At 69.1% G+C, this 19,585-nt stretch carries 24 protein-coding genes; 14 read left to right on the top strand and 10 right to left on the bottom strand.

The genetic code is table 11. The features are described 5' to 3' along the window. Nucleotides 1–32: 32 nt before the first annotated feature. Complete coding sequence (locus tag ABGB11_RS05175; protein ID WP_347629289.1) at nucleotides 33–653, bottom strand: hypothetical protein; 621 nt, start codon at nucleotides 651–653, stop codon at nucleotides 33–35. Nucleotides 654–767: 114 nt separating this feature from the next. Here ABGB11_RS05175 and ABGB11_RS05180 point away from each other — a divergent pair, with 114 nt between their 5' ends. The 4 genes from ABGB11_RS05180 (at nucleotide 768) to ABGB11_RS05195 (ending at nucleotide 5,028) form a co-directional block, all read left to right on the top strand. Continuing rightward, nucleotides 768–1,853, top strand: coding sequence for a CapA family protein (locus tag ABGB11_RS05180; protein WP_347629291.1), 1,086 nt, complete (start codon nucleotides 768–770; stop codon nucleotides 1,851–1,853). A 40-nt stretch (nucleotides 1,854–1,893) separates the two neighbouring features. Beyond that, on the top strand, nucleotides 1,894–2,658 hold the full coding sequence (locus tag ABGB11_RS05185) for a GyrI-like domain-containing protein (protein ID WP_347629293.1): 765 nt from the start codon (nucleotides 1,894–1,896) through the stop codon (nucleotides 2,656–2,658). Then, nucleotides 2,645–3,175: a GyrI-like domain-containing protein gene (locus ABGB11_RS05190; RefSeq protein WP_347629295.1), complete on the top strand. Its 531-nt coding sequence runs from the start codon at nucleotides 2,645–2,647 to the stop codon at nucleotides 3,173–3,175. The genes ABGB11_RS05185 and ABGB11_RS05190 overlap by 14 nt, the downstream gene beginning before the upstream one ends. Before the next feature lie 71 nt (nucleotides 3,176–3,246). Continuing rightward, on the top strand, nucleotides 3,247–5,028 hold the full coding sequence (locus ABGB11_RS05195) for an SDR family oxidoreductase (RefSeq protein WP_347629297.1): 1,782 nt from the start codon (nucleotides 3,247–3,249) through the stop codon (nucleotides 5,026–5,028). Here the strand turns inward: ABGB11_RS05195 and ABGB11_RS05200 are convergent. Both ABGB11_RS05200 and ABGB11_RS05205 read right to left on the bottom strand, forming a co-directional pair. Continuing rightward, the gene (locus ABGB11_RS05200; protein ID WP_347629299.1) at nucleotides 4,942–6,039 is read right to left on the bottom strand and encodes a helix-turn-helix domain-containing protein; all 1,098 of its coding nucleotides are present in this window, start codon (nucleotides 6,037–6,039) and stop codon (nucleotides 4,942–4,944) included. The genes ABGB11_RS05195 and ABGB11_RS05200 overlap by 87 nt on opposite strands. After that, nucleotides 6,036–7,139, bottom strand: coding sequence for an LLM class flavin-dependent oxidoreductase (locus ABGB11_RS05205; protein ID WP_347629301.1), 1,104 nt, complete (start codon nucleotides 7,137–7,139; stop codon nucleotides 6,036–6,038). Before ABGB11_RS05205 ends, ABGB11_RS05200 begins: the two co-directional genes overlap by 4 nt. An 852-nt stretch (nucleotides 7,140–7,991) precedes the next feature. Here ABGB11_RS05205 and ABGB11_RS05210 point away from each other — a divergent pair. The 3 genes from ABGB11_RS05210 to ABGB11_RS05220 all read left to right on the top strand — a co-directional run bounded on the left by ABGB11_RS05210 (nucleotide 7,992) and on the right by ABGB11_RS05220 (nucleotide 10,130). Then, nucleotides 7,992–8,417: a hypothetical protein gene (locus ABGB11_RS05210; protein WP_347629303.1), complete on the top strand. Its 426-nt coding sequence runs from the start codon at nucleotides 7,992–7,994 to the stop codon at nucleotides 8,415–8,417. A gap of 85 nt (nucleotides 8,418–8,502) precedes the next feature. Further along, nucleotides 8,503–9,270, top strand: a complete 768-nt coding sequence (locus tag ABGB11_RS05215; RefSeq protein WP_347629305.1) for an endonuclease/exonuclease/phosphatase family protein — start codon at nucleotides 8,503–8,505, stop codon at nucleotides 9,268–9,270. A 515-nt stretch (nucleotides 9,271–9,785) separates the two neighbouring features. Continuing rightward, nucleotides 9,786–10,130, top strand: a complete 345-nt coding sequence (locus ABGB11_RS05220) for a hypothetical protein (RefSeq protein ID WP_347629307.1) — start codon at nucleotides 9,786–9,788, stop codon at nucleotides 10,128–10,130. 497 nt (nucleotides 10,131–10,627) lie between these two features. Here ABGB11_RS05220 and ABGB11_RS05225 read toward each other — a convergent pair whose 3' ends face one another. After that, complete coding sequence (locus ABGB11_RS05225; protein WP_347629309.1) at nucleotides 10,628–11,650, bottom strand: hypothetical protein; 1,023 nt, start codon at nucleotides 11,648–11,650, stop codon at nucleotides 10,628–10,630. 374 nt (nucleotides 11,651–12,024) lie between these two features. Here ABGB11_RS05225 and ABGB11_RS05230 point away from each other — a divergent pair, with 374 nt between their 5' ends. Then, nucleotides 12,025–12,813, top strand: a complete 789-nt coding sequence (locus tag ABGB11_RS05230; protein WP_347629311.1) for an ISAs1 family transposase — start codon at nucleotides 12,025–12,027, stop codon at nucleotides 12,811–12,813. 13 nt (nucleotides 12,814–12,826) lie between these two features. Here the strand turns inward: ABGB11_RS05230 and ABGB11_RS05235 are convergent, their stop codons facing one another. Both ABGB11_RS05235 and ABGB11_RS05240 read right to left on the bottom strand, forming a co-directional pair. Further along, complete coding sequence (locus ABGB11_RS05235; protein WP_347629313.1) at nucleotides 12,827–13,036, bottom strand: DUF397 domain-containing protein; 210 nt, start codon at nucleotides 13,034–13,036, stop codon at nucleotides 12,827–12,829. After that, nucleotides 13,033–13,860 carry a helix-turn-helix transcriptional regulator gene (locus ABGB11_RS05240; protein ID WP_347629314.1) on the bottom strand — a complete coding sequence of 276 codons (828 nt, stop codon included), beginning with the start codon at nucleotides 13,858–13,860 and terminating at the stop codon, nucleotides 13,033–13,035. The genes ABGB11_RS05235 and ABGB11_RS05240 overlap by 4 nt, the downstream gene beginning before the upstream one ends. A 149-nt stretch (nucleotides 13,861–14,009) precedes the next feature. Here ABGB11_RS05240 and ABGB11_RS05245 point away from each other — a divergent pair, with 149 nt between their 5' ends. Beyond that, nucleotides 14,010–14,249 carry a hypothetical protein gene (locus ABGB11_RS05245; RefSeq protein ID WP_347629316.1) on the top strand — a complete coding sequence of 80 codons (240 nt, stop codon included), beginning with the start codon at nucleotides 14,010–14,012 and terminating at the stop codon, nucleotides 14,247–14,249. A 91-nt stretch (nucleotides 14,250–14,340) separates the two neighbouring features. Here ABGB11_RS05245 and ABGB11_RS05250 read toward each other — a convergent pair whose 3' ends face one another. Continuing rightward, a complete protein-coding gene (locus ABGB11_RS05250) occupies nucleotides 14,341–14,586 on the bottom strand; it encodes a hypothetical protein (RefSeq protein WP_347629318.1) in 246 nt (81 codons plus the stop codon). 2 nt (nucleotides 14,587–14,588) lie between these two features. Between ABGB11_RS05250 and ABGB11_RS05255 the strand changes: the two genes are divergently transcribed. After that, nucleotides 14,589–14,774 carry a hypothetical protein gene (locus tag ABGB11_RS05255; protein ID WP_347629320.1) on the top strand — a complete coding sequence of 62 codons (186 nt, stop codon included), beginning with the start codon at nucleotides 14,589–14,591 and terminating at the stop codon, nucleotides 14,772–14,774. A 22-nt stretch (nucleotides 14,775–14,796) separates the two neighbouring features. On the opposite strand, the gene ABGB11_RS05260 is transcribed toward ABGB11_RS05255, so the two are convergent. Together ABGB11_RS05260 and ABGB11_RS05265 are read right to left on the bottom strand one after the other, a co-directional pair. Then, the gene (locus ABGB11_RS05260) at nucleotides 14,797–15,240 is read right to left on the bottom strand and encodes a pyridoxamine 5'-phosphate oxidase family protein (RefSeq protein WP_347629322.1); all 444 of its coding nucleotides are present in this window, start codon (nucleotides 15,238–15,240) and stop codon (nucleotides 14,797–14,799) included. 89 nt (nucleotides 15,241–15,329) lie between these two features. Continuing rightward, nucleotides 15,330–15,920 (bottom strand): hypothetical protein, encoded by a 591-nt coding sequence (locus tag ABGB11_RS05265; RefSeq protein WP_347629324.1) that lies wholly within the window; start codon nucleotides 15,918–15,920, stop codon nucleotides 15,330–15,332. A 64-nt stretch (nucleotides 15,921–15,984) separates the two neighbouring features. On the opposite strand from ABGB11_RS05265, the gene ABGB11_RS05270 reads away from it, so the two are divergent. From ABGB11_RS05270 to ABGB11_RS05280, 3 genes are all read left to right on the top strand, one after another. Continuing rightward, on the top strand, nucleotides 15,985–16,623 hold the full coding sequence (locus tag ABGB11_RS05270; RefSeq protein ID WP_347629326.1) for a TetR/AcrR family transcriptional regulator: 639 nt from the start codon (nucleotides 15,985–15,987) through the stop codon (nucleotides 16,621–16,623). 385 nt (nucleotides 16,624–17,008) lie between these two features. After that, a complete protein-coding gene (locus tag ABGB11_RS05275) occupies nucleotides 17,009–17,719 on the top strand; it encodes a hypothetical protein (RefSeq protein ID WP_347629328.1) in 711 nt (236 codons plus the stop codon). 2 nt (nucleotides 17,720–17,721) lie between these two features. Further along, nucleotides 17,722–18,366 (top strand): class F sortase, encoded by a 645-nt coding sequence (locus ABGB11_RS05280; RefSeq protein WP_347629329.1) that lies wholly within the window; start codon nucleotides 17,722–17,724, stop codon nucleotides 18,364–18,366. Between the two features lie 46 nt (nucleotides 18,367–18,412). Here the strand turns inward: ABGB11_RS05280 and ABGB11_RS05285 are convergent, their stop codons facing one another. Continuing rightward, nucleotides 18,413–19,021 carry a LysE family transporter gene (locus ABGB11_RS05285; protein ID WP_347629331.1) on the bottom strand — a complete coding sequence of 203 codons (609 nt, stop codon included), beginning with the start codon at nucleotides 19,019–19,021 and terminating at the stop codon, nucleotides 18,413–18,415. A gap of 108 nt (nucleotides 19,022–19,129) precedes the next feature. Between ABGB11_RS05285 and ABGB11_RS05290 the strand changes: the two genes are divergently transcribed. Continuing rightward, on the top strand, nucleotides 19,130–19,582 hold the full coding sequence (locus ABGB11_RS05290; protein WP_347629333.1) for an Lrp/AsnC family transcriptional regulator: 453 nt from the start codon (nucleotides 19,130–19,132) through the stop codon (nucleotides 19,580–19,582). Nucleotides 19,583–19,585 lie beyond the last annotated feature (3 nt).

Genomic DNA, 19,585 nt, shown 5'->3' on the forward strand with positions numbered 1-19,585 from the left:
CCAGAGCCTATACGCGGGCATCTGGCCGTGGGTCAGCCGCGGAAAGGGGGTGCCGATTTGAAGGCGGGGTGGAGTTCGATGGTGGGGGTCAGGGTCGCCAGGACGCGGCGGGCCCGGGAGAGGGGGTGCTGGGGGAAGTGGGGGTCCCAGCCGGGGTCGTCGGAGTGGTTGCGCGGTAGGCCGCCCTGGACTTCTGGGGTGTAGGGGTGCTGCGCCCACCAGCGCATCATCTCCTGCATGTCCCGGCCCTGGCCGTATTGGGTCATGAAGTGGTTGAGGGCCACGCTGTCGCGCATGCCGGTGACGCCCTGCTCCAGGCATTGGAGCTTCAGCACGAGGCTGCGGTCGGCGCGCGGGACGGTGAACGAGGCCACGTAGGCGACGCCGGCCGGCCGGTCCGGGAGGGGGAGCTTGATGATCTGCCGGACGGCGGGGAGCCCGTCCAGCGTGATCACGTCGAGCTCGACCACACCGCCGCCTGATTCGGCCGTCTTCGCGACGATGCGGGCGCGGAGGAGGTCGAGTTGCTGCAGGGGCGCCGGGAGGTCCGGAGGGACGTCGAACCCGTAGAGGGCGAGGGTGTCGCCGTCGGCGTTCCGGAAGGCGCCCGGCTGGAGCGGTTCCCAGCCGGTCTGGTCGAAGCGCAGGGTCATAGCGGTGCACAGTAGCGGTCATCGGACCGGTGCCTGGTGGGGCGGGCGGTGAGGACGTGGCATGCTGGGCCGATCCGACCAGCAGGTCCATGGGGACCGGACGGAGGCGAGACGATGGTCAGACGGGGGAGGACGGCCGCGGTCGTGGCCGGTGCGGCGCTGGCCGCCGCGGCGTGCGGCGGCTCCGGTGGTTCGGACGCGAAGGGCGCGACGCCGGCGCCGCCGGCGTCGACGTCCCCGGGCGGGGCGACGCCGACGCAGGCCGCCAAGCAGCCGATCCTTCTCGCGTTCGGCGGTGACACGCACTTCGAGGGGCAGTTGCGCGGCCGTCTGGGCAACCCGTCCACGGCGCTCGGCCCGGTCGCCCGGCAGTTGCGCGCGGCGGATCTCGCCATGGTCAACCTGGAGACGGCCATCACCACGGGCGGCACCAAGGCGCCCGGCAAGGAGTTCGCGTTCCGGGCGCCGCCGTCCGCGCTGAAGGCGCTGAAGGCGGCCGGCGTGGACGTGACGTCCATGGCCAACAACCACGGCATGGACTTCATGGAGGGCGGCCTGCGCGACTCCCTGGCCGCCATCAAGCGCTCTGGTTTCCCGGTTGTGGGGATCGGCAAGAACGCCGACGAGGCCTACAAGCCGTACCGCGTCACGGTGAAGGGCAACAAGCTCGCGATCGTCGGCGCCACGCAGGTGCTGGACGACAACCTGATCCAGGCGTGGACGGCCACCGACGGCAAGGGCGGTCTCGCGTCGGCGAAGAACGTCCCGCGGATGGTCCAGGCGGTGAAGGAGGCGCGCAAGGGCTCGGACGTCGTCATCGTGCACCTGCACTGGGGCGCCGAGCTGGAGTCGTGCCCGCTGCCCCGGCAGAAGGAGCTCGCCAAGGCGCTCGTCGACGCCGGAGCCGACATCATCGTCGGCGGTCACGCACACATCCCGCTGGGCGGCGGCTACCTGGAGGGCAAGTACGTCCACTACGGCATGGGCAACTTCGTCTTCTACTCCGCCAACGGGCAGACGGCGAAATCGGGCGTGCTGTTCCTGAAGGTGGAGAACGGCAAGGTCACCAAGGACAAGTGGAGCCCCGCGCTGATCTCCGGGGGCCTTCCCATCCCGATGAAGGGCGCCGCCGCCAGGGCCGAGGTCAAGCGGTGGAACGGCCTGCGTTCATGCACCGGTCTGAGCGCGCGTCCCTCCTGAGCTGGACTCTCCCACTGTGGGAGACATCAGGGTGGGTCCCGTGAGCGACGATCTCCTTCCGATCGGACGGTTCGCGCGGCTGAGCCGGCTGAGCGTCAAGCAACTCCGGCACTACGCGGAGCTGGGCCTGCTGGTCCCGGCCTGGACCGACCCGGCATCCGGCTACCGGTACTACCGGCCCGACCAGGCGCGCGACGCGCTGCTGGTCGGCCTGCTGCGGGCGATGGACGTCCCGCTGCCGGACGTCGCGCGCGTCCTGTCCGGGGACGGCGGCGCGCTGCGGCAGGCGCGGGACAGGATCGAGGCGGACGTCGCCCGGCGGCGGCGCGCCCTCCGGCTCCTGGACCGCGTGGTCGCGGAGGGGCTGCCGGAGACCGGCGTGTCGATCGTCCGGGAGCCGGCGCTGCGGGTGTTCGCCGAGCGCGCGGCGGCGACGCCGGTGACGATCCCGGACGCGACGTCGGCGTGCGTGGCGCGGCTGCTGCCCCGCATGTCGCCGGACCCGCTGCTCGTCGGGCTGTTCCCGCTGGACATGGCGGACGAGTTCGACGTGCGGGTGGCGGTCCGGGCCGAGGACGGCGACGAGGTCCTGCCCGGCGGCGCGTTCGCCGCGGCCGTCCATGTCGGCCCGTACGAGGAGATACCGCTCACGGTCCATGGCGTGCTCGCGTGGTTCGGCGACTACGGGCACACGCCCGCCGGGCCCGTCCGCGAGGTGTACCTCAACGACCCCGCGACCACGCCGCCCGAACACCTGGAGACCCGGGTGATGGTCCGAGTGGAGGATCCTGATGAGCTGGTATGAGGCGGCGGACGAGCCGGAACTGGTGGAGCTCGGGGCCGTGTCCGGCCTGGCCGTCACCGGCCGCGGCGAGCCGGGAGGCGTCGCGTACAACGAGAGCGTGGGCGCGCTGTACGCGGTGATGGGCGCGCTGGGTGCGCCGATGGTCCCGCTGGAGGGACGCTGGTGGGTGGAGGACGAGCGCTCGCCGTTCGAGGTGCCCCGTGAGGAGTGGTGGTGGCACCTGTTCCTCCGTCTCCCGGACGGGAGCGCACCAGTGGAAAGGGCGCGCGAGGACGTGCGTCCGAAGCTGCCCGCGGCGGCGCGCGTCCAGTACGTGACCTACACGGACGGACGGTGCGTGCAGATGATGCACCACGGCCTGTACTCCGACGAGCCCGCGTCGCTCGCGCGGATGGCGGCTCTGATGGAGGCCGAAGGTCTCACGGTGAACGGGCTGCACCATGAGATCTACCTGTCCGACACGCGGGAGACCGACCCGGGGAAGATGCGCACGATCCTCCGCCAGCCCGTCCGGTAGGCGTTGGCCGGTCCGTGCCGGGAACGTAGTTTCGCGGGAGACGGGATCCTACGGAAACGGCGGGCGGGCTGATGCGCAACCAGCGGGTGAGGTCGGGCGAGATCGAGCTGTCCGTGCGGGTGCGCGGCGAGGACGGCCGGCCGGCGGTCGTCCTCGTCCACGGGTACCCCGACACGGGTGCGATGTGGGACGAGGTGGCCGAGCGGCTCGCCGGGCAAATCCGCGTCGTCGTCTACGACGTCCGGGGCGCCGGCGCCTCCAGTGATCCGTCCGACCCGCTGGACTACGGGCTGGACGCGCTCATGGGGGACCTGGAGGCCGTCCTGGACGGTGTGGGCGCTGACGCGCCCGTCCACCTCGTGGGGCACGACTGGGGGTCGGTGCAGGGCTGGGAGGCCGTCATCGGGGACCGGCTGCGCGGCCGGATCGCCTCGTTCACGTCGATCTCCGGACCGGACCGGCGGCACATGGCCCGCTGGACGCGGGACGCCGTCCGGTCCGGTCCGCGCGGCGTCGCGGAGGTCCTCGGGCAGGCGCGGCGCAGCGTCTACATGCCGGTGTTCATGGCGCCTCGGGTGGGCGAGGCCGCGGCCCGGGTGCTCGCCGCCGGGTTCGGGCGCGCGATGCGGCTGCGCGAGGGCGCCGACCCGCGGCCCGGCCATCCCGCGGAGACACTGCCGTCCGACGCCCGCAACGGGCTTGGCCTGTATCGGGCCAACATGCGGCGCGGCTCGGCCCCCGCGGGCGATGGACGGACGGACGTCCCCGTGCAGCTCATCGTCCCGGTCAAGGACCGCTACGGCTCGCAGTCGCTCCTGCTCTCCGCACGGGGTGCCGTGCCACGCCTCTACGTGCGGCGTGCACCGGCCGGGCATTGGGTGGCGCGTAGCCACCCTCACCTCATCGCCCGCTGGATCAGCGAGTTCGTAGAGCACATCGAGGGCGGACCGGAGACGCCTGCACTGGCCCACGCGCGTGCGGCGGGGCAGCCCGGTAAGGACTTCGGCGGCGATCTCGTCGTCATCACGGGTGCGGGCAGCGGTATCGGACGAGCCACGGCCCATGCCTTCGCCGCCGCAGGGGCACGGGTGGTCGTCGCAGACATCGATGAAGGCACCGCCAAGCACACGGTGGACGAGATAGAGGCGGCGGGCGGCGAAGCCCACGTCTACGGGGTGGACGTCGCCGACGCCGAAGGGATGGAACGCTTCGCCGAGTACGTCCGCGACACGTTCGGCGTCCCGGACATCGTGGTGAACAACGTGGGCGTCGCCGTCGCGGGATCCCTGCTCGACACGTCCGAGGAGGAGTGGGCGCGCATCCGTTCCATCAACCTGGACGGCATGTACCGCGGCTCCCGCCTGTTCGGCCGGCAGATGGTGGAGCGCGGCGAGTGGGGCCACATCGTGAACATCGCGTCGATGGCGGCGTTCATGCCCAGCCCAGACCTGCCCGCCTACAGCGCGACCAAGGCCGCCGTGCTCCAGCTGACCGAGTGCCTCCGCCTCGACCTCGACCGCTACGGGATCGGGGCCTCGGCCGTCTGCCCCGGCGCGATCGACACGCCCATGATCGGGCGGACCCGCTTCGCCGGTCTGCCGCCCAGCGTGGACAGCGAGCTGCGTGACCGCCTGGGGCGCGCGATCGAGCGCCGGGGGTATCCGCCGGAGAAGGTCGCGCAGGCCGTCCTGCGGGCCGTCCGGCAGGACACACCGGTGGCGCTCGTCACCGTCGAAGCGCGGTTCGCCCGCGCGCTCTCTCGCGTGTCACCGTCTGCGAACAGGGCGCTCGCAGGCCTCGCGCGCCGGGCGGGAGACCGCCTCCGCACGAACGTGGAACGGCTCCACGGCTGACCCTGCGTCTCCCGAACGGGCTCGGCGCCGCCTGAGCGTCTCGGTGGGCGTCTCACCGAAACGCTGCCGGTAATGGGCGGCGAAGCGGCTCATGTGGAGGTATCCGGCCGCTTCGGCCACGTCCGAGACGGTGCGGGGCCCCGGCAGCGCCATGGTGAGCGCGGCGCGAGCGTGGTCGAGCCTGACGCCGCGTAAGAGCTGCGTGGGCGTCATCCCCCACTGGTCCTGGCAGATCGCCTGGAGCTGCCGGACGCCGACGCCGACGGCCGCCGCGACGTCGCTGACGCCGATCGGCCGGTGGTGGTGCGCCTCGACCCATTCGCGGATCACCCCGGCCAGATGGTGGGGGGCCCTGCCGGGCTCCTCGGCGAGGGACGCCGTGCCGGTGTGGGGCAGGCCGAGGAGGATCGCCGTGAGCAGCGAGTCCTCCAGGCTGCGGGCCGCGAGCGGATGGAGCCCGCCCCGCACCGCGGCGGTGTCGAGGATGGCGCACACGTACCGCCAGGTGCTCTCGATGATCGAGGGCTCCGCGATGGCCGGCCCGGTCGTGTGGAAGCGCAGCGGCGCGGTGTGGTCGCGTCCGAGATGGCCGGAGAGGTGGTCGGCGAGCCGCCCGGTGCTCGTGGCGATGACCAGGCAGCCCCGCGTCGCATGGGGCCTCATCCGCATCGCCTCGTCGTGGGACAGCACCAGGTGGCCGCCGGCCGTCTCGCGGTTCCTCGTCGTCCGGTACTCGACGCCCATGGGCGCCTGCGGGGCGCACAGGGCGAAATGCCCCTCGGTCGGCGGTGTGTCGACGACGACCCCGCCGCCGCCGTACCGCACCCAGACCAGGTTGACCGCGCCCAGGCCGAGCGCGTTGACCTGTCCGTCCAGCAGGACCCGCGGTTCGATCGCCTGGAGGTCGTGGCCGACGGCGAACGGTTCGACCGTGTCGTGCAGGACGTCGATGTCCGTGCTGACGATCCGCTGGTGGGCGGACAGAGGCGGCGAGATGTCGAGAGAAGTCATGGTCCTGGAGGCGAATCCGTTCGGCGGTCGATGGACAGGACACCCCGGGCGCGGAGCCGCGGCATGACCTCCGCGGCGAAGTACCCCAGTTCTTCAGCGTAATTGAGGAACGACAGAGCGATACCGTCGAACCCGGCACGCGCGAACTCGGCGATCCCCTCGGCCACGTCGTCGGGGTCGCCGATCAGCGGGCAGCTGCCGTGCCCGGCCGCGAACCGGTCCCGGTAGATCTGCAGCATCTCCGGGGTGAACGACTGCGCGTGCAGCCCCTGGAGCCGCATGACCTCGTCGACGGCGGGCCAGTCGGCGTGCTCGTCGGCGTAGTAGCGCAGGAAGTCCTCGGCCTCGGTCCGCGTCGGGCGGCACACGACGTGGCCGAGCGTGAAGACGCCGACCGTCCGGCCGTGGGACGCCGCCTCGGCGCGGATGGCCTTGACGATCTCGGCGCCGTCCTCGGGGCCGGCGACGACGGTGAAGGCTCGGTCGGCGTTGCGCGCGGCGAACGAACGCCCCTGCGTGGACGACCCCGCGTTGATGACGGGCAGGCTGTGCCCGTTGTACGGCTTGGGCCGCCCCACGACGTTCTTCAACTGGAAGAACTGCCCCTCGTGGTCGAACGGCTCATCGGTCGACCAGATGCGCTTGACGACGTCCCACCACTCCTGGGCGAGGGCGTAGCGCGTGTCGTGATCGTCGGGAAGGGTGAGGCCGAACATCTCGTATTCGGGAGCGTGCCAGCCCGCGACGATGTTCAGGCCGATCCGCCCCTTGCTGAGGTGGTCGGCCGTCGCGAGCTGCTTCGCCGCGACGACCGGGTGGTGGAACGCGGTGTGGACGGTGCTGAACACCCGGATCCGCTCGGTCCGGGCGAGGAGGCCGGACGCCCACACGAGCGGGTCGAGGGCGCTGCTGTGGAAGTCGGTGCCCGGGCCCCAGTCCGTCCAGCGGGCGACCGGCAGCAGGAAGTCGATGCCCGACTCGTCCGCGATCCGGGCGAGCCGGAGATTGTTGTCCCAGGTCGCGTGCCACCTTTCCGGTGCGGTCGTGATCGCGAGTCCCGATTGGGTGTTGGGGGAGAACAAGCCAAGCTGGAATCCCATGCCGACCCCTTTTCGTCCGGCCGCGTTCGGCATTGCCCGCCCAGTATCGGAAGTGCGTGGAGTTTGGGGCAATGGCCGGAACCAGCCGGGTCACACTGGTATGGCGCCGAGTGCGAACCGATCGAAAGGCCCCGTCCCCTCCGGGCGCGGCCCGTCCACCGTCGCGTACACGATCGCCCGCGCGCGATCCCGCCGCTGCTCACGGGCTTGCGTCGCCAATTTCTGCACGGTCTCGGCGAGATGGGCACCGCAGGAATCGAGGCCTCCCTCCTCGGGGACGCCGTCCGCCTCCAGCCGCACGTGAAAGGACGACGGGCGACCGCAGCGGGGCATTGAGCAGAGTTGTTCGCCGTTGCTCGGAGGGCTGGGCATCAACCGGCTTTCGATGGCGGGCGCTTTCGACGGTGGGGTGAAGGCGTCAATGATGCACCACCCCTTCCCGCTCTTCAACGTACACGGGCTAGCCCGCCGCGCTCACGGGCTAGCCGGGCGAGAGTACAAAAGCCCATTAAGCGAACAAAAGCCGCACCCGACCTGCGGCGATGCGGACCGTGGGCACGCGGGCGGCGTCCGTCACATCGCGCGGGACCCCCGGCGACCGGCGGCGGACGAGGCCCGTAAGAGGTCCGGTTTCAAATCTGCTTCATCCCGAGCTCATGTGCGCGAGCACGATTCGGGTGGAAGAGAAGCGGATCTGCTGGATACAGGTACGCGGTTTCAAAGAGATCAAAGGCCTCGGTCGTCTGCCCGATGGGCCGGCGTCCGAGCCCTGGCTTTTCCGTGACGGCGACATCCACGGCGTGCGGGCTCGCCTGTTCCGCGATGGAGTGCTGATCGCCAAAGATCGCGCGGGTGACGTTGGCCGAGGGGAAGCCGGCGGTGGGGGACCCTGTCCGGGTGCTGCGCGGCGGGCGGCCGGTGGCCGAGACGCTGCGGACGGAGTCGCGCGCGAACCTCCTCGATGTGCGCGTGGTGAAGCACGCGGACTCCACGGTGGCCGTGGCAGCGGCGGCTCCGGTCATGATGGCGCCTGCAAAGGGAAAGGAACCGGCGGTCGGATTCCGCGCCCGAGTGCTGCGCAACCGCGTGGTCATCGCCGACGGGCTCACCATAGGCTATTACCCGGACATGAATACTCTGCCACGGGACCAACGGTTTCACGTCCGGATATCCGGCACGTCCGAGAAGCTCACCGTTTTCAATATCGGGCTCCACTTTCCGGATCTGCGTCTCCGCGATGAAATCGAGCCCTACCAGGTCGTTTCCGGGAAAGCGTGAGAAACACCGGTCGGCTCGCGGTGGCGCGTAGAGTGGCGGCCATGGTCATAAAGGACGACGTCGTGCGGGCATTGCGGGGCCGGTCATGAAGGCCCGGGTTCTCACTTTCAACACGCTGTTCCGCGGGCAGGCCCGAGCGCGCATCGGCGTGCTCGCCGGACTGATCGAGCAGGCGGACCACGACGTCGTCTGCCTGCAGGAGGTCATCTCGCCGCGGGTCCTGGCACTGCTGCGCCGCGCCGTGCCGTCCTACCCGTACGCGGCCTCTTTCCCGATGCTCCCGCTCCCGCTCGTCCGCGGCGGCCTGGTGACCCTCTCCCGCCATCCGATCACGCGGCGGCACTTCCAGCCGTTCCCGCTCGCCCGTCCGGCCCGTCCCGAATGGCTGCTGGGCAAGGGCGCCCTGTTCACCCGTGTCCGCTTGCCCGCAGGTCACCTGACGGTCGTGAACACCCACCTGTCCGCGAACATGGACATGGACTGGTCGCCGGGCAACCGGTACGCGAACGTGGAGCAGTCGGAGCTTCGCCACCTGGCGTCCGCGATCAACAGGATCGACCGGTCGGAGCCCCTGGTGGCCATGGGCGACTTCAACGTCCCGCGCGACTCCCCCTACTTCCAGGAGTTCGTGTCCGCCACGGGCCTGGAGGACGCCCTGGCGGGCGACACGGAACCGACCTTCCGTCCCGACTACGCGGACATCGGCGCCATCGACCAGCTCCTCGTTCGCCCAGGAACGCACGCGACGACCCGCCTGGTCTTCAAGGAGGCGATCCAACTCATCACCGGCGCCTCGACCGTCCTCTCCGACCACTACGGGATAGAAGCGACCCTCACCACCGACGACGTCTGAACCATGCAGGGCCGGGTTCGGGTGCTGCTGACCCCGATAGGCGATCGCATCAAATACCAGGTGGTCGGCTGCGTCCTTCTCTGTACCAAGTGACCATCCGACCCTTCTTCTTGGAGTTGGTGCGGGCGTTGGCGGCCATGCTCGTGTGATGACGGTCGGCCGGGCGATGTGACCCACCAGGAGGCTTCGGCAAGGCCCGTCGCCGTGGGACTCGTGCTTCCACATCCGAACCGGATTCCCGCTGGTCAGGAAGGGTTTTTTGGATTCCTGGCGAGAACCTGCGTGCTGTTCAGGGGCCATCGGTGGCCATCGGAGCGCTACTCCGAACGATCTGTGTTGTCCGGTTCATTCGGGGTCGGACTGGGTCTGCAGCGAACACAAGACCCGGAAAAATTAAGGTTAAGGATAGTGCTATGTCTACGATTCAGACAAATCAGAACTCACCCCTTTCTGAGACTCTGCGAGGCCAGACAGTGTCTGCAGACACGAAGGCCATCGCGCTCATAGGGGCGAACTTGGCCGGCCTGGGCTTCGTGCTTACACAGGTCTCAGGGGGATCGATCGCGTTCCGGATCCTGATGGGCATCGTCGGCCTGGCTTTTGTCGCTTCGATGCTCTTCGCGCTGGCGGTCCTCTACCCGCGCTCCAGAGCCAGCGAAACCTGGTGGCGGTCCCTGTGGCCTGCGGACGAGTCCGAGGTCATCCAGATGTTCGCCCCCACCGAATCCGACAACAGCGCAGCCGATCATCTGGCGAAGATCGTCTGCGTGAAGTATCGCAGCGTCCAGTGGTCCATCTTTTTGATGGCCGTGGCGGCCTTGCCGGCCGTGGGCGCGATCATCGCGGGCATTGCCTCCTAGGCAAGGCCGCCCGCTTTCAACTCGACGGCCTCCGCACCAAGCAGCATGGTGCGGAGGCCGAACCTTGCGAAGCGAACACGAACGCCGCGCCGCCGAGGCACCGGCCCCTCACCGTCCAAGCTCTCCGATGACCGACGAGTCGTAGCGTCGGCCACCACCCTCGAACGGCGCTCCTCGCGCACAGCGTCGGCCAGGAGAACGTCACCACCATGGAGGTCGGAAGCCGTGGCCGCGCGGAGCCGTCGAGAACATGCCTAAGTCGAGCAGACCCGGCCGGGCGGGGTGATCGTCCTGCCGTGGACGCTGCGGGAGCAGTCGGCGGTCCCGCAGTCTGGATTTGTCCGACATGCAAGCGCAGCCGAGTGAAGAAGTGAGGGAATCTCGTGCCGCCACCCGGCGAACTCCCCGTGTAGCGGCGTTTGACGCTTATAGCGTCTGATGCATGGAGCCGTATGCCGTCGAGTTGGAGCCTGAAGTTCACACCCGGTGGGTGAGGGTCACCGCGCTGTGACACGCCACCGGCGTAGCGGTTGGCCCTTGCCGGTGGTCACCCAGGTGCCGTCCTGACCGCCGACGACTCCGCCTCGTTGATCGGCCGTGAAGGGAGCCGGGTAGTGCATCCGCCCGGCCACTTGCAGTGTTCCTAAATCCAGCAGCGCATGCTCGATCTCGTGCTGTTGTTGGCGTGGCACCAGCACATGGTGCTCTGATACGAAGCAACCGGCGCCGTATTGGAAGGGATCATCTTCGTCCATGACGTCGTAGAACCTGATCAGGTCGCCGCCGTCAAACCGGCCTATGACAGGACGGCCGAACTCGGCCGCCAGCCAGCGATTCTGGTCCTGGTGGACATCCACGGGGATGGCGTCAACCGTGGCGATCATCTCCGCGTCCGAGTCCGTCCAGCGCTCCCAACCGCCGTGCTGCGTGTGTCCGTCGGACGATCCGGAGCCAAGGATGCGCCCGCCGGAGTGGATCACCAGTCCTGGTTCGAAATAACCAGCGTTTATGCGGGATAGCACACGATCTTCGGCGAGATCGACCACCCAGCGTTCGAGGTGCTCCGCGCCGTCGTCCTCATCGTTGTCTCCTTGAACCGGCACGAATGCCCAGAGCCGATCACGGTCGGCCGGGAATACCACGGCACCGGGAAATGTCTCGAACCACGCATCTCTCATGTGGGGATGGCGCGTCTGCCATACGATCTCACCCTTGACGCCGACCACTGCGATATGCCCGAAACCCGCAAATGCGGCCCACCGGCCATCTCCACTTACCGCGGACTGATGCCCGCGGAATATCTCCTCATCATCGGATTCGCCGGTCAGGTCGACTCCATCGGGCGGCGCGAAACGCGCGACGACCTGCAAAGCTTCATCAAGGAGCAACGCGGAGTTATCGATCCCGGTGGCGCACCAGCCTCCCCGTATTCGGGCCGGCTCCCCTGTCGTATCACCGGGCCCCTCAGCGATCAACGCTGCCGTGAGGTCGCCATGTTCGAGTTCTGCTGAATTCGACATTCGGCGATGTTAGCGTGACGCTCCGTCAAAATTCACATCCGCAGGTGTGGTCAGATACGGCAGCTGTAGATCGTGGCTGTGGGGATGATGCTGCTGGTCGGCGGGGGCCCGGGGATGATCACGATCGGGTGGAGTGCCGGACATGCGAGACGGCCGCCGTGATCGTTGCTTTGTGTGACGAAAGTAAAGAACCCGGCGGCCGTCGGGGGCACGATAGCGCATGCCGATGATGAGCGCCGGGCGGGTTTCCTGGACGCGGTGATGGCCCGGATCTCGGGATGTTTCCGCAGGTGTGAGCCAGGGACACGGCAAAGTCATGAAGTGGGGCTGTGGCCTGCGATGTCATGACACGGGGTGAAGGGTCCGGCGTGTCTGTGGGTGGCGGGCAGGGCCCGGGCGGAACGATGGAAGTTCCTACGCTCGCCATCGCCTGCCACAAGGGACGCCCGCCCGCCGATGCCGGGGCGGACGTGCTGGCCGGGCTGGGAGCGTGCCGTGGCCCGGCGGAGGAGTCCACGTTCCGGCGCGCGTTTGCCATGATCGGCCCTGACGTGCTCGACCAGGTTCTTGGTGCCTGGCTGTGGACAAGGTGCGCGAAGGTCAGCGGCCGTCTGGTGATCGCGATCGACGGCGGGGCCGTCCGCGGCGCCAAGGACAACAACGGGAAGGCCCCGCACCTGGTCGCGGCGCTGGCGCACGGCATCGGCGCGGTCCTGGGCCAGGTTGCCGTGGATGCCAAGTCGAACGAGATTCCCGCGGTGCGGGACCTGCTGAAAGCGTTCGCCGGCCTGGCCGGGGCGGTCATCACCATCGATGCGCTGCACACTCAGCGTGACACCGCACAGGCCATCATCGGCCGGCAGGCCGACTACGTCATGACCGTCAAGGGCAACATGCCGACGCTGTACCGGCGGCTGAAGAAGCTGCCGTGGGCTCGCATCCCCGCCGTCTCATCGGATAGCACCGACCACGGCCGCCGGGCCCGCCGCACGATCAAGGCCACGCTCGCTCCGGCGTGGATCGAGTTCACCGGTGCCGCCCAGGTCGCGCAGATCCGCCGCACCGTCACCAAGAACGGGAAGAAGACCATCGAGGTCGTCTACCTCATCACCAGCGACCCCGACGCCGAGCCCGGCCTTCTGGACGGGGCTCGCCGGTGGTGAACAGGGGCGCTGTTCAGGGGAGGTCGTGGCCCCCCGCCTTGATGCGCTGGGTGAAGGCGCGCCATTCGGTGACGGCGAAGGTCAGCTTCGGTCCGTCGGGATTTTTGGAATCCCGTACAGCGATCACCTGCGCGATACCCGCGACCTCGATGCAGTCGCCGCCGTGGTGATCACTGTGGCTTGACTTGCGCCACCGGATGGCGGATCGGTTTCCTGTGCTCACGTACTCATCTCCTCCATCACGATCGTGATCAAGGAGCGCGACTCCTCTACCCGGAGCGCGTCACCTCGTAGTGAGTTGTACGTTACTGCAAACTTTGCGACGATTCGCGGCTCCTGTATGAGCATTCCTTGTCCTGCCATCTCCCCATACACCACATCCGGAGTATTGGTGAAGCTCAGGATGGTGAAGCTACCTGCGAGACCTGGGTAATATCCCGCGCTCAGCGGGACGATGTCGATTGCGATGTTGGGACGTTCCTCCAGGGAGAGGATGTGGGCGAGTTGCTCTCGCATGACCTCCCGCGGGGCGACCTCGCGACGAAGTGCCGCCTCGTCCAGCGTGAACCACACGTGCGGAGGGTTCTCCCGGGTGAGGATCTCCTGCCGCTTGAGACGTTCGGCGACGAATCGTTCGGTGGTGTCCGGGTCTTGCCTGTGGCCGACGACGGCGCGGATGTAGTCCTCGGTCTGGAGTAGTCCGTGCACCAGCGTCAGTTGGTAGACGCGGATCTGGGTGGCTTCGGCTTCGCGTTCCTGGTAGGCGGCGAAGCCGGGCGGGAGGATGGCCTGGTGGCGGGTGTCGATGATGCGCCTCTGTAGCCGCTTGAAGAGGCCGTTGGTCTTGTAGAAGGTGTCGAGGTTCTCCGCGAACTCCTTGGACGGGACGCTCTTCGCCGCCTCGACCTGGCTGATCCACTGGGGCGTGTAGCCGAGGGTCTCGGCGAGGGCGGTCTTGGTAAGGGCGGCGTCCGTTCGCCAGGCCGTCAATTCAGAGGCGAATGTCTGAATTGCGGGGGCTTCATGTGGTTCATTGCGCGATCCCATGGGGGCTCCTGCGTGTAACCCGGTCCGGGGTTTCGTTGATCTTGTGGGGGGTTTCGCGTTCCACCTGGGGAGTTGCTGGTCGGGAACGGCGTGACGCTGTGATTCTTATAACACATTCCGCGCAGGAGAATCCGACCTCGGGACCTTCCTTGAAAGAGATATCTTCGTTCGATAACCCCGCTCTCGATCGCCTCCGGAAAGACTTTCCGGGGCACCACATCTGGCGTTCGCGTCGATGGGACGGACAATTCGGTGAATACGTCGCCACGCTCATCGACCCCGAGGCAGGTGTGGACGCGACCGTGATGCGGCCCGATCCGGTCGAGCTGCGGGCCGAGCTGATGCGTGAGGCGGCCCGGGCGAGCGGCTGCTACAGAAAGGTCCGGTGACGTACCCCCACGTTGCCGGAGAAGGGCCGTCCCCCCGGCGGCTCTGGCGGCGGTGTGGCCGGTGGACCTCCTCTCGTGTCCACCGGCCACATCACTGTGCCTGCCAGAGGGCGGCCAGTTGGCGGGTGGCCAGGCGGCTGGGGATCGCGCAGAGCGCGGCGTCTCTGAGCCAGGCGGTGGCGCCGGTCTTCGAGGTCAGCCGGGACTGCCGGGACGATTGCCGCATGAGGCGGTTGGCGCGGGGACGGCGTTCGGCGTCGTAGTGACGCAGTCGCTCGGCGACCTGCGACGCGGCGTCCGGCCCTGGCCGCGGCCCTCGCGGGGCTGGCGGACGCATCGGTGCGCTTCACCACCGGGCATCACGCCGAACTCGGCCTCGCGATCCCGGCCGAGAAGATCCCCGTCCTGATCACCCTGTACGGCGGTGCGCTGTTCACCCTCGTCACCGCGCCGCCCGAGCACGTCAGCGCGGAACTCGTACGAAGCGTCGCTCATGGGATCGTGCACGGCGCACTCCCGGCATAGATCTGGCGGGAGTGCGGGATCGTCAGCCGGGCTGCTTGGTGTAGTCGCGGGTGTACCAGCGCTCTGGACGCACCCGTGTGAGGACCATCATGTCGGCGACGTCCATTGTCGACTCCAGGTACTTGGCGCCGTCCTCGACGCCGAGGTAGCGCTCGGCCAGCGCGCGGCGGTCCTCCTGGCGGGCCGGATCCTCGAACCCGACGACCGGCCCCTCCACCGAGGCGTACCGGTAGAAGGGCGGCGCGGCGTCCTGGACCACCAGGCTCACCCGTCCCGCCGCCCGGATCAGGGCCATCTTGCGGCTGTCCCGGCCGGTGATGAAGGTGATCTCGCCGCCCGGCTCGTAGGCGTACCAGACGGGCAGCGCCAGCGGCGCCCGGCCCGGCTCGTCCGCGACGCTCAGTATGGCCACGTGCGTGCCGGCGAGAAACGCCTCCCGTTCGGCCGCGGTCATCGTCAGGGGCATCGTGGCTCCTCTCCGCCGATCTTCCCAGCATGCCCCGAGGTCGCCCATGCCGATGGGCCCGGCCGGTTCCGGCCGGGCCCGCCGGGTGGTCATGCCTTGTGGCGGGCCGCGGTGGACAGGCGGAACGCGGCGACGAGGAAGAACACGCCCCCGAGGAAGGCGTAGCCGGCGAGGGCTCCCAGCGAGGGGTCGTCGGCGCCCGCTTGGAGGACGAACGAGGCACCGGCGAACGTGGAGATGGCGCCGCTGATGATCATCGCCCACTGGCCGCCCATGCTCCGGCGGACGGCGCCCGCGACGAGCTGGACGAGCCCCGCGGTGATGGCCCACGCTCCCCAGACCCGCAGGACGGCCGGGATGCCGGACGTCGCGGCGGCGGCGAGGCCGGCGACCGTGAGCGAGCTGACCGCGATGTTCACGAGGAGGACGGAAGCCCTGCCGCCCCTGGCCCTGGTGGAGCGGGCGTCGACGACCGCGGAGGCTATGTCGAACAAGGGGTAGACCAGTAGCAGTGCCACGCTCGCCGGGCCGAGCGTGTCCGCGGTGGCGAACAGCAGGCCTGCCCAGATCGCGGCGAACGCGAAGCGCAGGAAGTACAGCTTCCGCAGGGTAGTGGGATCGCTGGTGGCGGTGTCGGTGTCCTTGGGGGCGGCTTTCGGCAGTTGCAGCGGCTGGGTCATCGCTTCCTGAGCTCCGCATCTGAATGAGGGAGAACGTTCGGTCTCATTTAGACAAGCAGGCCCCGTGGGTGCTGTCAAGACCGAACGTTCTCCCTCATGTGTTGGTACCCTGGGCGCCATGAGCCCGAGTCCAGGAGGCGGCAGGACGTCCGAAGCGCGAGCGCGGCTGCTCGGCACGGCGACGAGGATCTTCTATGCCGAGGGGATCCATTCCGTCGGCGTCGACCGGATCATCGCGGAGGCGCAGGTCACTCGCGCCACGCTGTACCGGCACTTCTCGGGTAAGGAAGACCTCGTTCTCGCCTATCTCGACCTGGCCGACAAGGGAATCCGCGAGCAGATCGGCGCAGCTCAGGCGCGCGGCAGTACGGCGGCCGACAGAGTCCGAGCCGTCGCCACGTCCATCACCGAAGGCATCCAATCCTCCGGTTTCCGGGGGTGCGCCTTCCTCAACGCGGCGGCCGAATATCCCGATCCCGCCCACCCGATCCACCAGGCCGTTCTGGCGCACCGGCAATGGTTCCTGAACACCGTTACGGATCTGCTGGCACAGGTCGGCGAGGCACCCGCCGACGTGGACGGACGGCATCTCGTCATGCTCAGAGACGGCGCCATGGCGGCCGGCTGCCTCTTCGACCCGAAGCTGGTCTCCGAGACCTTCCTCCACGGCGTCGAGGGCATTCTCCAGGCCCGCTCTGCCTGAGCCTCCGCACGCGGCCTTGTTCATCGAATGGCCGGGCGCCGTTCTGATCGCCGTTGCTAAGATCAACGCCGCGTTCAGGAATTCCGGATGCCGGATTGCCTGGTCAGGCGGGCATGGCGATCCGATGTCGCGCAGCAGCCGCAGAGGTTTACACGATCTCGACAGGTGTCCGGACTCGGTCAGACAGCCAATCTTTCCCCATGTACGGGGTTGTGTCGCAATGGCTCGCCGTTAAGCTTCGGGCCCATCATTCTCCTGCGTCTCACCGGGAACGGACCACGAGCGCACTCGCATGTTTGCCGCCGGCCCGCGGCATTCCCCGCCATCGCCGAAGTGCGGTCCTCGCCCGGAGGGCACGGGAGCCCCCGATCAGAGGAGAAAGGCAATGCGCGCAACTCGGCTGGCCGCGGCGGCGATCGCCGCGGGTTCCCTGGTGCTCGGGATGGCGGGCCCCGCACTCGCGACCCCCGAACCGGTCACCCCCGGCGCCTTCTGCGACAAGCCCGGAGCCCTGGGCAAGACGGAGAAGGGCACGCTGATGGTGTGCAAGAAGGCCAAGGACGGGAAGCTCCGCTGGCAGGCCGCCAAGCCCGGCGGCGGTGGTGAGCCGACGGAGTCGCCGAGCCCGTCGCCGACGAAGCCGACGTTCAAGTTCGGCTACGACAAGGTGAAGCTGTCCAGCCGCCGCGTCGCGCCCGGTCTGTCGACGACGTTCACGGTGACCTGCCCGAGCACGGTGACGATCAACGGTAACGGCTACACCCAGAACCCGCTGCCGGTGAAGAAGGTCGGGAAGGCCACCTGGACCGCCACCGGCAAGTTCCGGAGCAACCTGCCCGACCCGACGACGGCGACGGTGGTCTGCAAGGGCTTCGGCTCGGTCCGGTTCAGCACCAGCCCGGAGAAGGGCGGCAACAACATGGAGCCGAAGACGCCGAAGATCCCCATCGGGCCGGTCAACACCGGTGACGGCAGCATGTACGGGCAGCCGGACGGCTCGCCCGCCCCGGTGCTCGCCGCCGCGTGGGGCGCGCTCATGGCCGCCGGGCTCGGCGCCGTCGCGCTGCGCCGCAGGACGGTGCGGGAGCGGTCGTAACGTTGCCCGCCTCATCAGCATCGGCGGCCGGTCGCCGCGTCCTGACCGCGGCGGCCGGCGCGCTGCTCACCGGACTGCTGTTCAGCGGCTGCGGGGGCGGCGGCACGTCCGCCTCCTCGGACACGCCGGAGCCCGCGGTGAGCGGGACGCCCGGCGGGACGACGGCCGCGTCGAACACCTCTTCCCTGTCCCATTCGCTACCGACCAAGATCGCCATTCCGAAGATCGGGGTGTCGGCCCCGGTCAGCCAGATCGGGCTGCTGGCCAACGGGCGGATCGAGGAGCCGCCGCTGAGCAGGCCCAACCTGGCGGGCTGGTACAAGGAGGGCGTCACGCCGGGCGAGGTCGGCCCGTCGGTCATCCTCGGCCATGTCGACGCCCACAGGAAGCCGGCCGTGTTCTACCGGCTGAAGGAGCTGAAGCCCGGCGACGAGATCCAGATCAGCCGCAAGGACGGGACCACCGCGAAGTTCGCCGTGGAGCGGGCGCAGCGCGTGAACAAGAACGCCTTCCCGCACAAGAAGGTCTTCGGTGAGGCGCTGGACCACGCGTCCCTCCGGCTCGTGACCTGCGGGGGCGCCTTCGATCCGAAGTCGGGCCACTACACCGACAACCTGATCGTCTACGCCAAGCTGACCGGCTCCTGACCCGGACACGGACCGCCCGCCCGCGCATCCGCGGGCGGGCGGTCCGTCAGTGCAGGACGTGGTCCACGAGGAGCCAGGCGCCCAACGCGGTCATGGCGGCGCCCGAGAAGCGGCCGGTGAGCCGCGCGGCGGCCGGGCGGGCGTCCAGGACGGTGCGGGTGAGCGTGCCGAGGCAGAAGTAGAAGACCCCGCACGTGGCCATGAAGGCCAGGCCGAGGACGCCGATCTGCGCGGCGACGGGCCACCCGTCCGCGGGGTCGGTGAACTGGGGCAGCAGCGCGAGGAAGATCAGCAATCCCTTCGGGTTCAGGCCGCTGACGCCGACGCCGCGCAGGAACGTGTGCAGGCCGGTGCCCGGCTCGTCCCGGACGGAGGGCTCGGCGGGGCGGGCGAACGTCGTCACGCCGTGCCACATGAGGTAGAGGCCGCCGGCGAGGGTGAGGCCGCCCAGCATCGCCGGGGAACCGGCGACCAGGGCGCCGACCCCGGCCGCGACCACGGCGGTGACGGCGGCGTACCCGGCGACCAGGCCGCCCACCGCGGGGAGGACCGGGCCGCGGAGGCCGGCGCCGATGGTGAAGGCCCAGTCCGCGCCCGGGACGGCGATGAGCAGGAACGCGATCGCCCAGAAGGCGAGTACCGAACCGACGGCCATGGCGTTTCTCCCTCGATGGCGGCCATTACGGGGAGAGTACGTTCGATCCAGTCGAAGATGGTTCCAAGCTTCCCTCGATGATCGGCCTTCTGTGGAAGCATCTTCTCCATGGACGCGATCGACCGGAAGATCCTTGCTGTGCTCCAGGAGGACGGCCGCCTGACGGTCACCGAGCTGGCGGCGCGGGTCGGGCTGAGCGTCTCGCCGTGCCACCGGCGGCTTCGAGAACTGGAACGCAACGGGACGATCCGGGGCTACCGGGCGATCGTGGACGCCGCCGCGCTCGGCCTGACGTTCCAGGCGCTCGTGTTCGTCACTATGCGGCAGGAGGATCGCGACACCCTGCTCGGCTTCGAGGCGGCGGTCGCGCGGGTGCCCGAGGTCGTCCAGGCGCAGCGGCTCTTCGGCGACCCCGACTACCTGCTGCGCATCGTCACCGCCGACCTGACCGCCTACCAGGAGCTGGAGGACGACGTCCTGTCCGCCCTGCCCGGCGTGCAGCGGCTGAACTCCACGCTCGTGATGAAGCACGTCGTCGGCGAGCGGCCGCTGCCGACATGAGGC

The organism is Actinomadura sp. B10D3, assembly GCF_039871695.1.
GTDB classification, from domain to species: Bacteria; Actinomycetota; Actinomycetes; order Streptosporangiales; family Streptosporangiaceae; genus Spirillospora; species Spirillospora madurae.

Bases quoted from the DNA above. Each gene is read 5' to 3' on its own strand.
- ABGB11_RS05175 (WP_347629289.1), bottom strand. From the start codon at position 653: ATGACCCTGCGCTTCGACCAGACCGGCTGGGAACCGCTCCAGCCGGGC.
- ABGB11_RS05180 (WP_347629291.1), top strand. From the start codon at position 768: ATGGTCAGACGGGGGAGGACGGCCGCGGTCGTGGCCGGTGCGGCGCTG.
- ABGB11_RS05190 (WP_347629295.1), top strand. From the start codon at position 2,645: ATGAGCTGGTATGAGGCGGCGGACGAGCCGGAACTGGTGGAGCTCGGG.
- ABGB11_RS05195 (WP_347629297.1), top strand. From the start codon at position 3,247: ATGCGCAACCAGCGGGTGAGGTCGGGCGAGATCGAGCTGTCCGTGCGG.
- ABGB11_RS05200 (WP_347629299.1), bottom strand. From the start codon at position 6,039: ATGACTTCTCTCGACATCTCGCCGCCTCTGTCCGCCCACCAGCGGATC.
- ABGB11_RS05205 (WP_347629301.1), bottom strand. From the start codon at position 7,139: ATGGGATTCCAGCTTGGCTTGTTCTCCCCCAACACCCAATCGGGACTC.
- ABGB11_RS05215 (WP_347629305.1), top strand. From the start codon at position 8,503: ATGAAGGCCCGGGTTCTCACTTTCAACACGCTGTTCCGCGGGCAGGCC.
- ABGB11_RS05225 (WP_347629309.1), bottom strand. From the start codon at position 11,650: ATGTCGAATTCAGCAGAACTCGAACATGGCGACCTCACGGCAGCGTTG.
- ABGB11_RS05240 (WP_347629314.1), bottom strand. From the start codon at position 13,860: ATGGGATCGCGCAATGAACCACATGAAGCCCCCGCAATTCAGACATTC.
- ABGB11_RS05250 (WP_347629318.1), bottom strand. From the start codon at position 14,586: ATGCGTCCGCCAGCCCCGCGAGGGCCGCGGCCAGGGCCGGACGCCGCG.
- ABGB11_RS05260 (WP_347629322.1), bottom strand. From the start codon at position 15,240: ATGCCCCTGACGATGACCGCGGCCGAACGGGAGGCGTTTCTCGCCGGC.
- ABGB11_RS05265 (WP_347629324.1), bottom strand. From the start codon at position 15,920: ATGACCCAGCCGCTGCAACTGCCGAAAGCCGCCCCCAAGGACACCGAC.
- ABGB11_RS05275 (WP_347629328.1), top strand. From the start codon at position 17,009: ATGCGCGCAACTCGGCTGGCCGCGGCGGCGATCGCCGCGGGTTCCCTG.
- ABGB11_RS05285 (WP_347629331.1), bottom strand. From the start codon at position 19,021: ATGGCCGTCGGTTCGGTACTCGCCTTCTGGGCGATCGCGTTCCTGCTC.
- ABGB11_RS05290 (WP_347629333.1), top strand. From the start codon at position 19,130: ATGGACGCGATCGACCGGAAGATCCTTGCTGTGCTCCAGGAGGACGGC.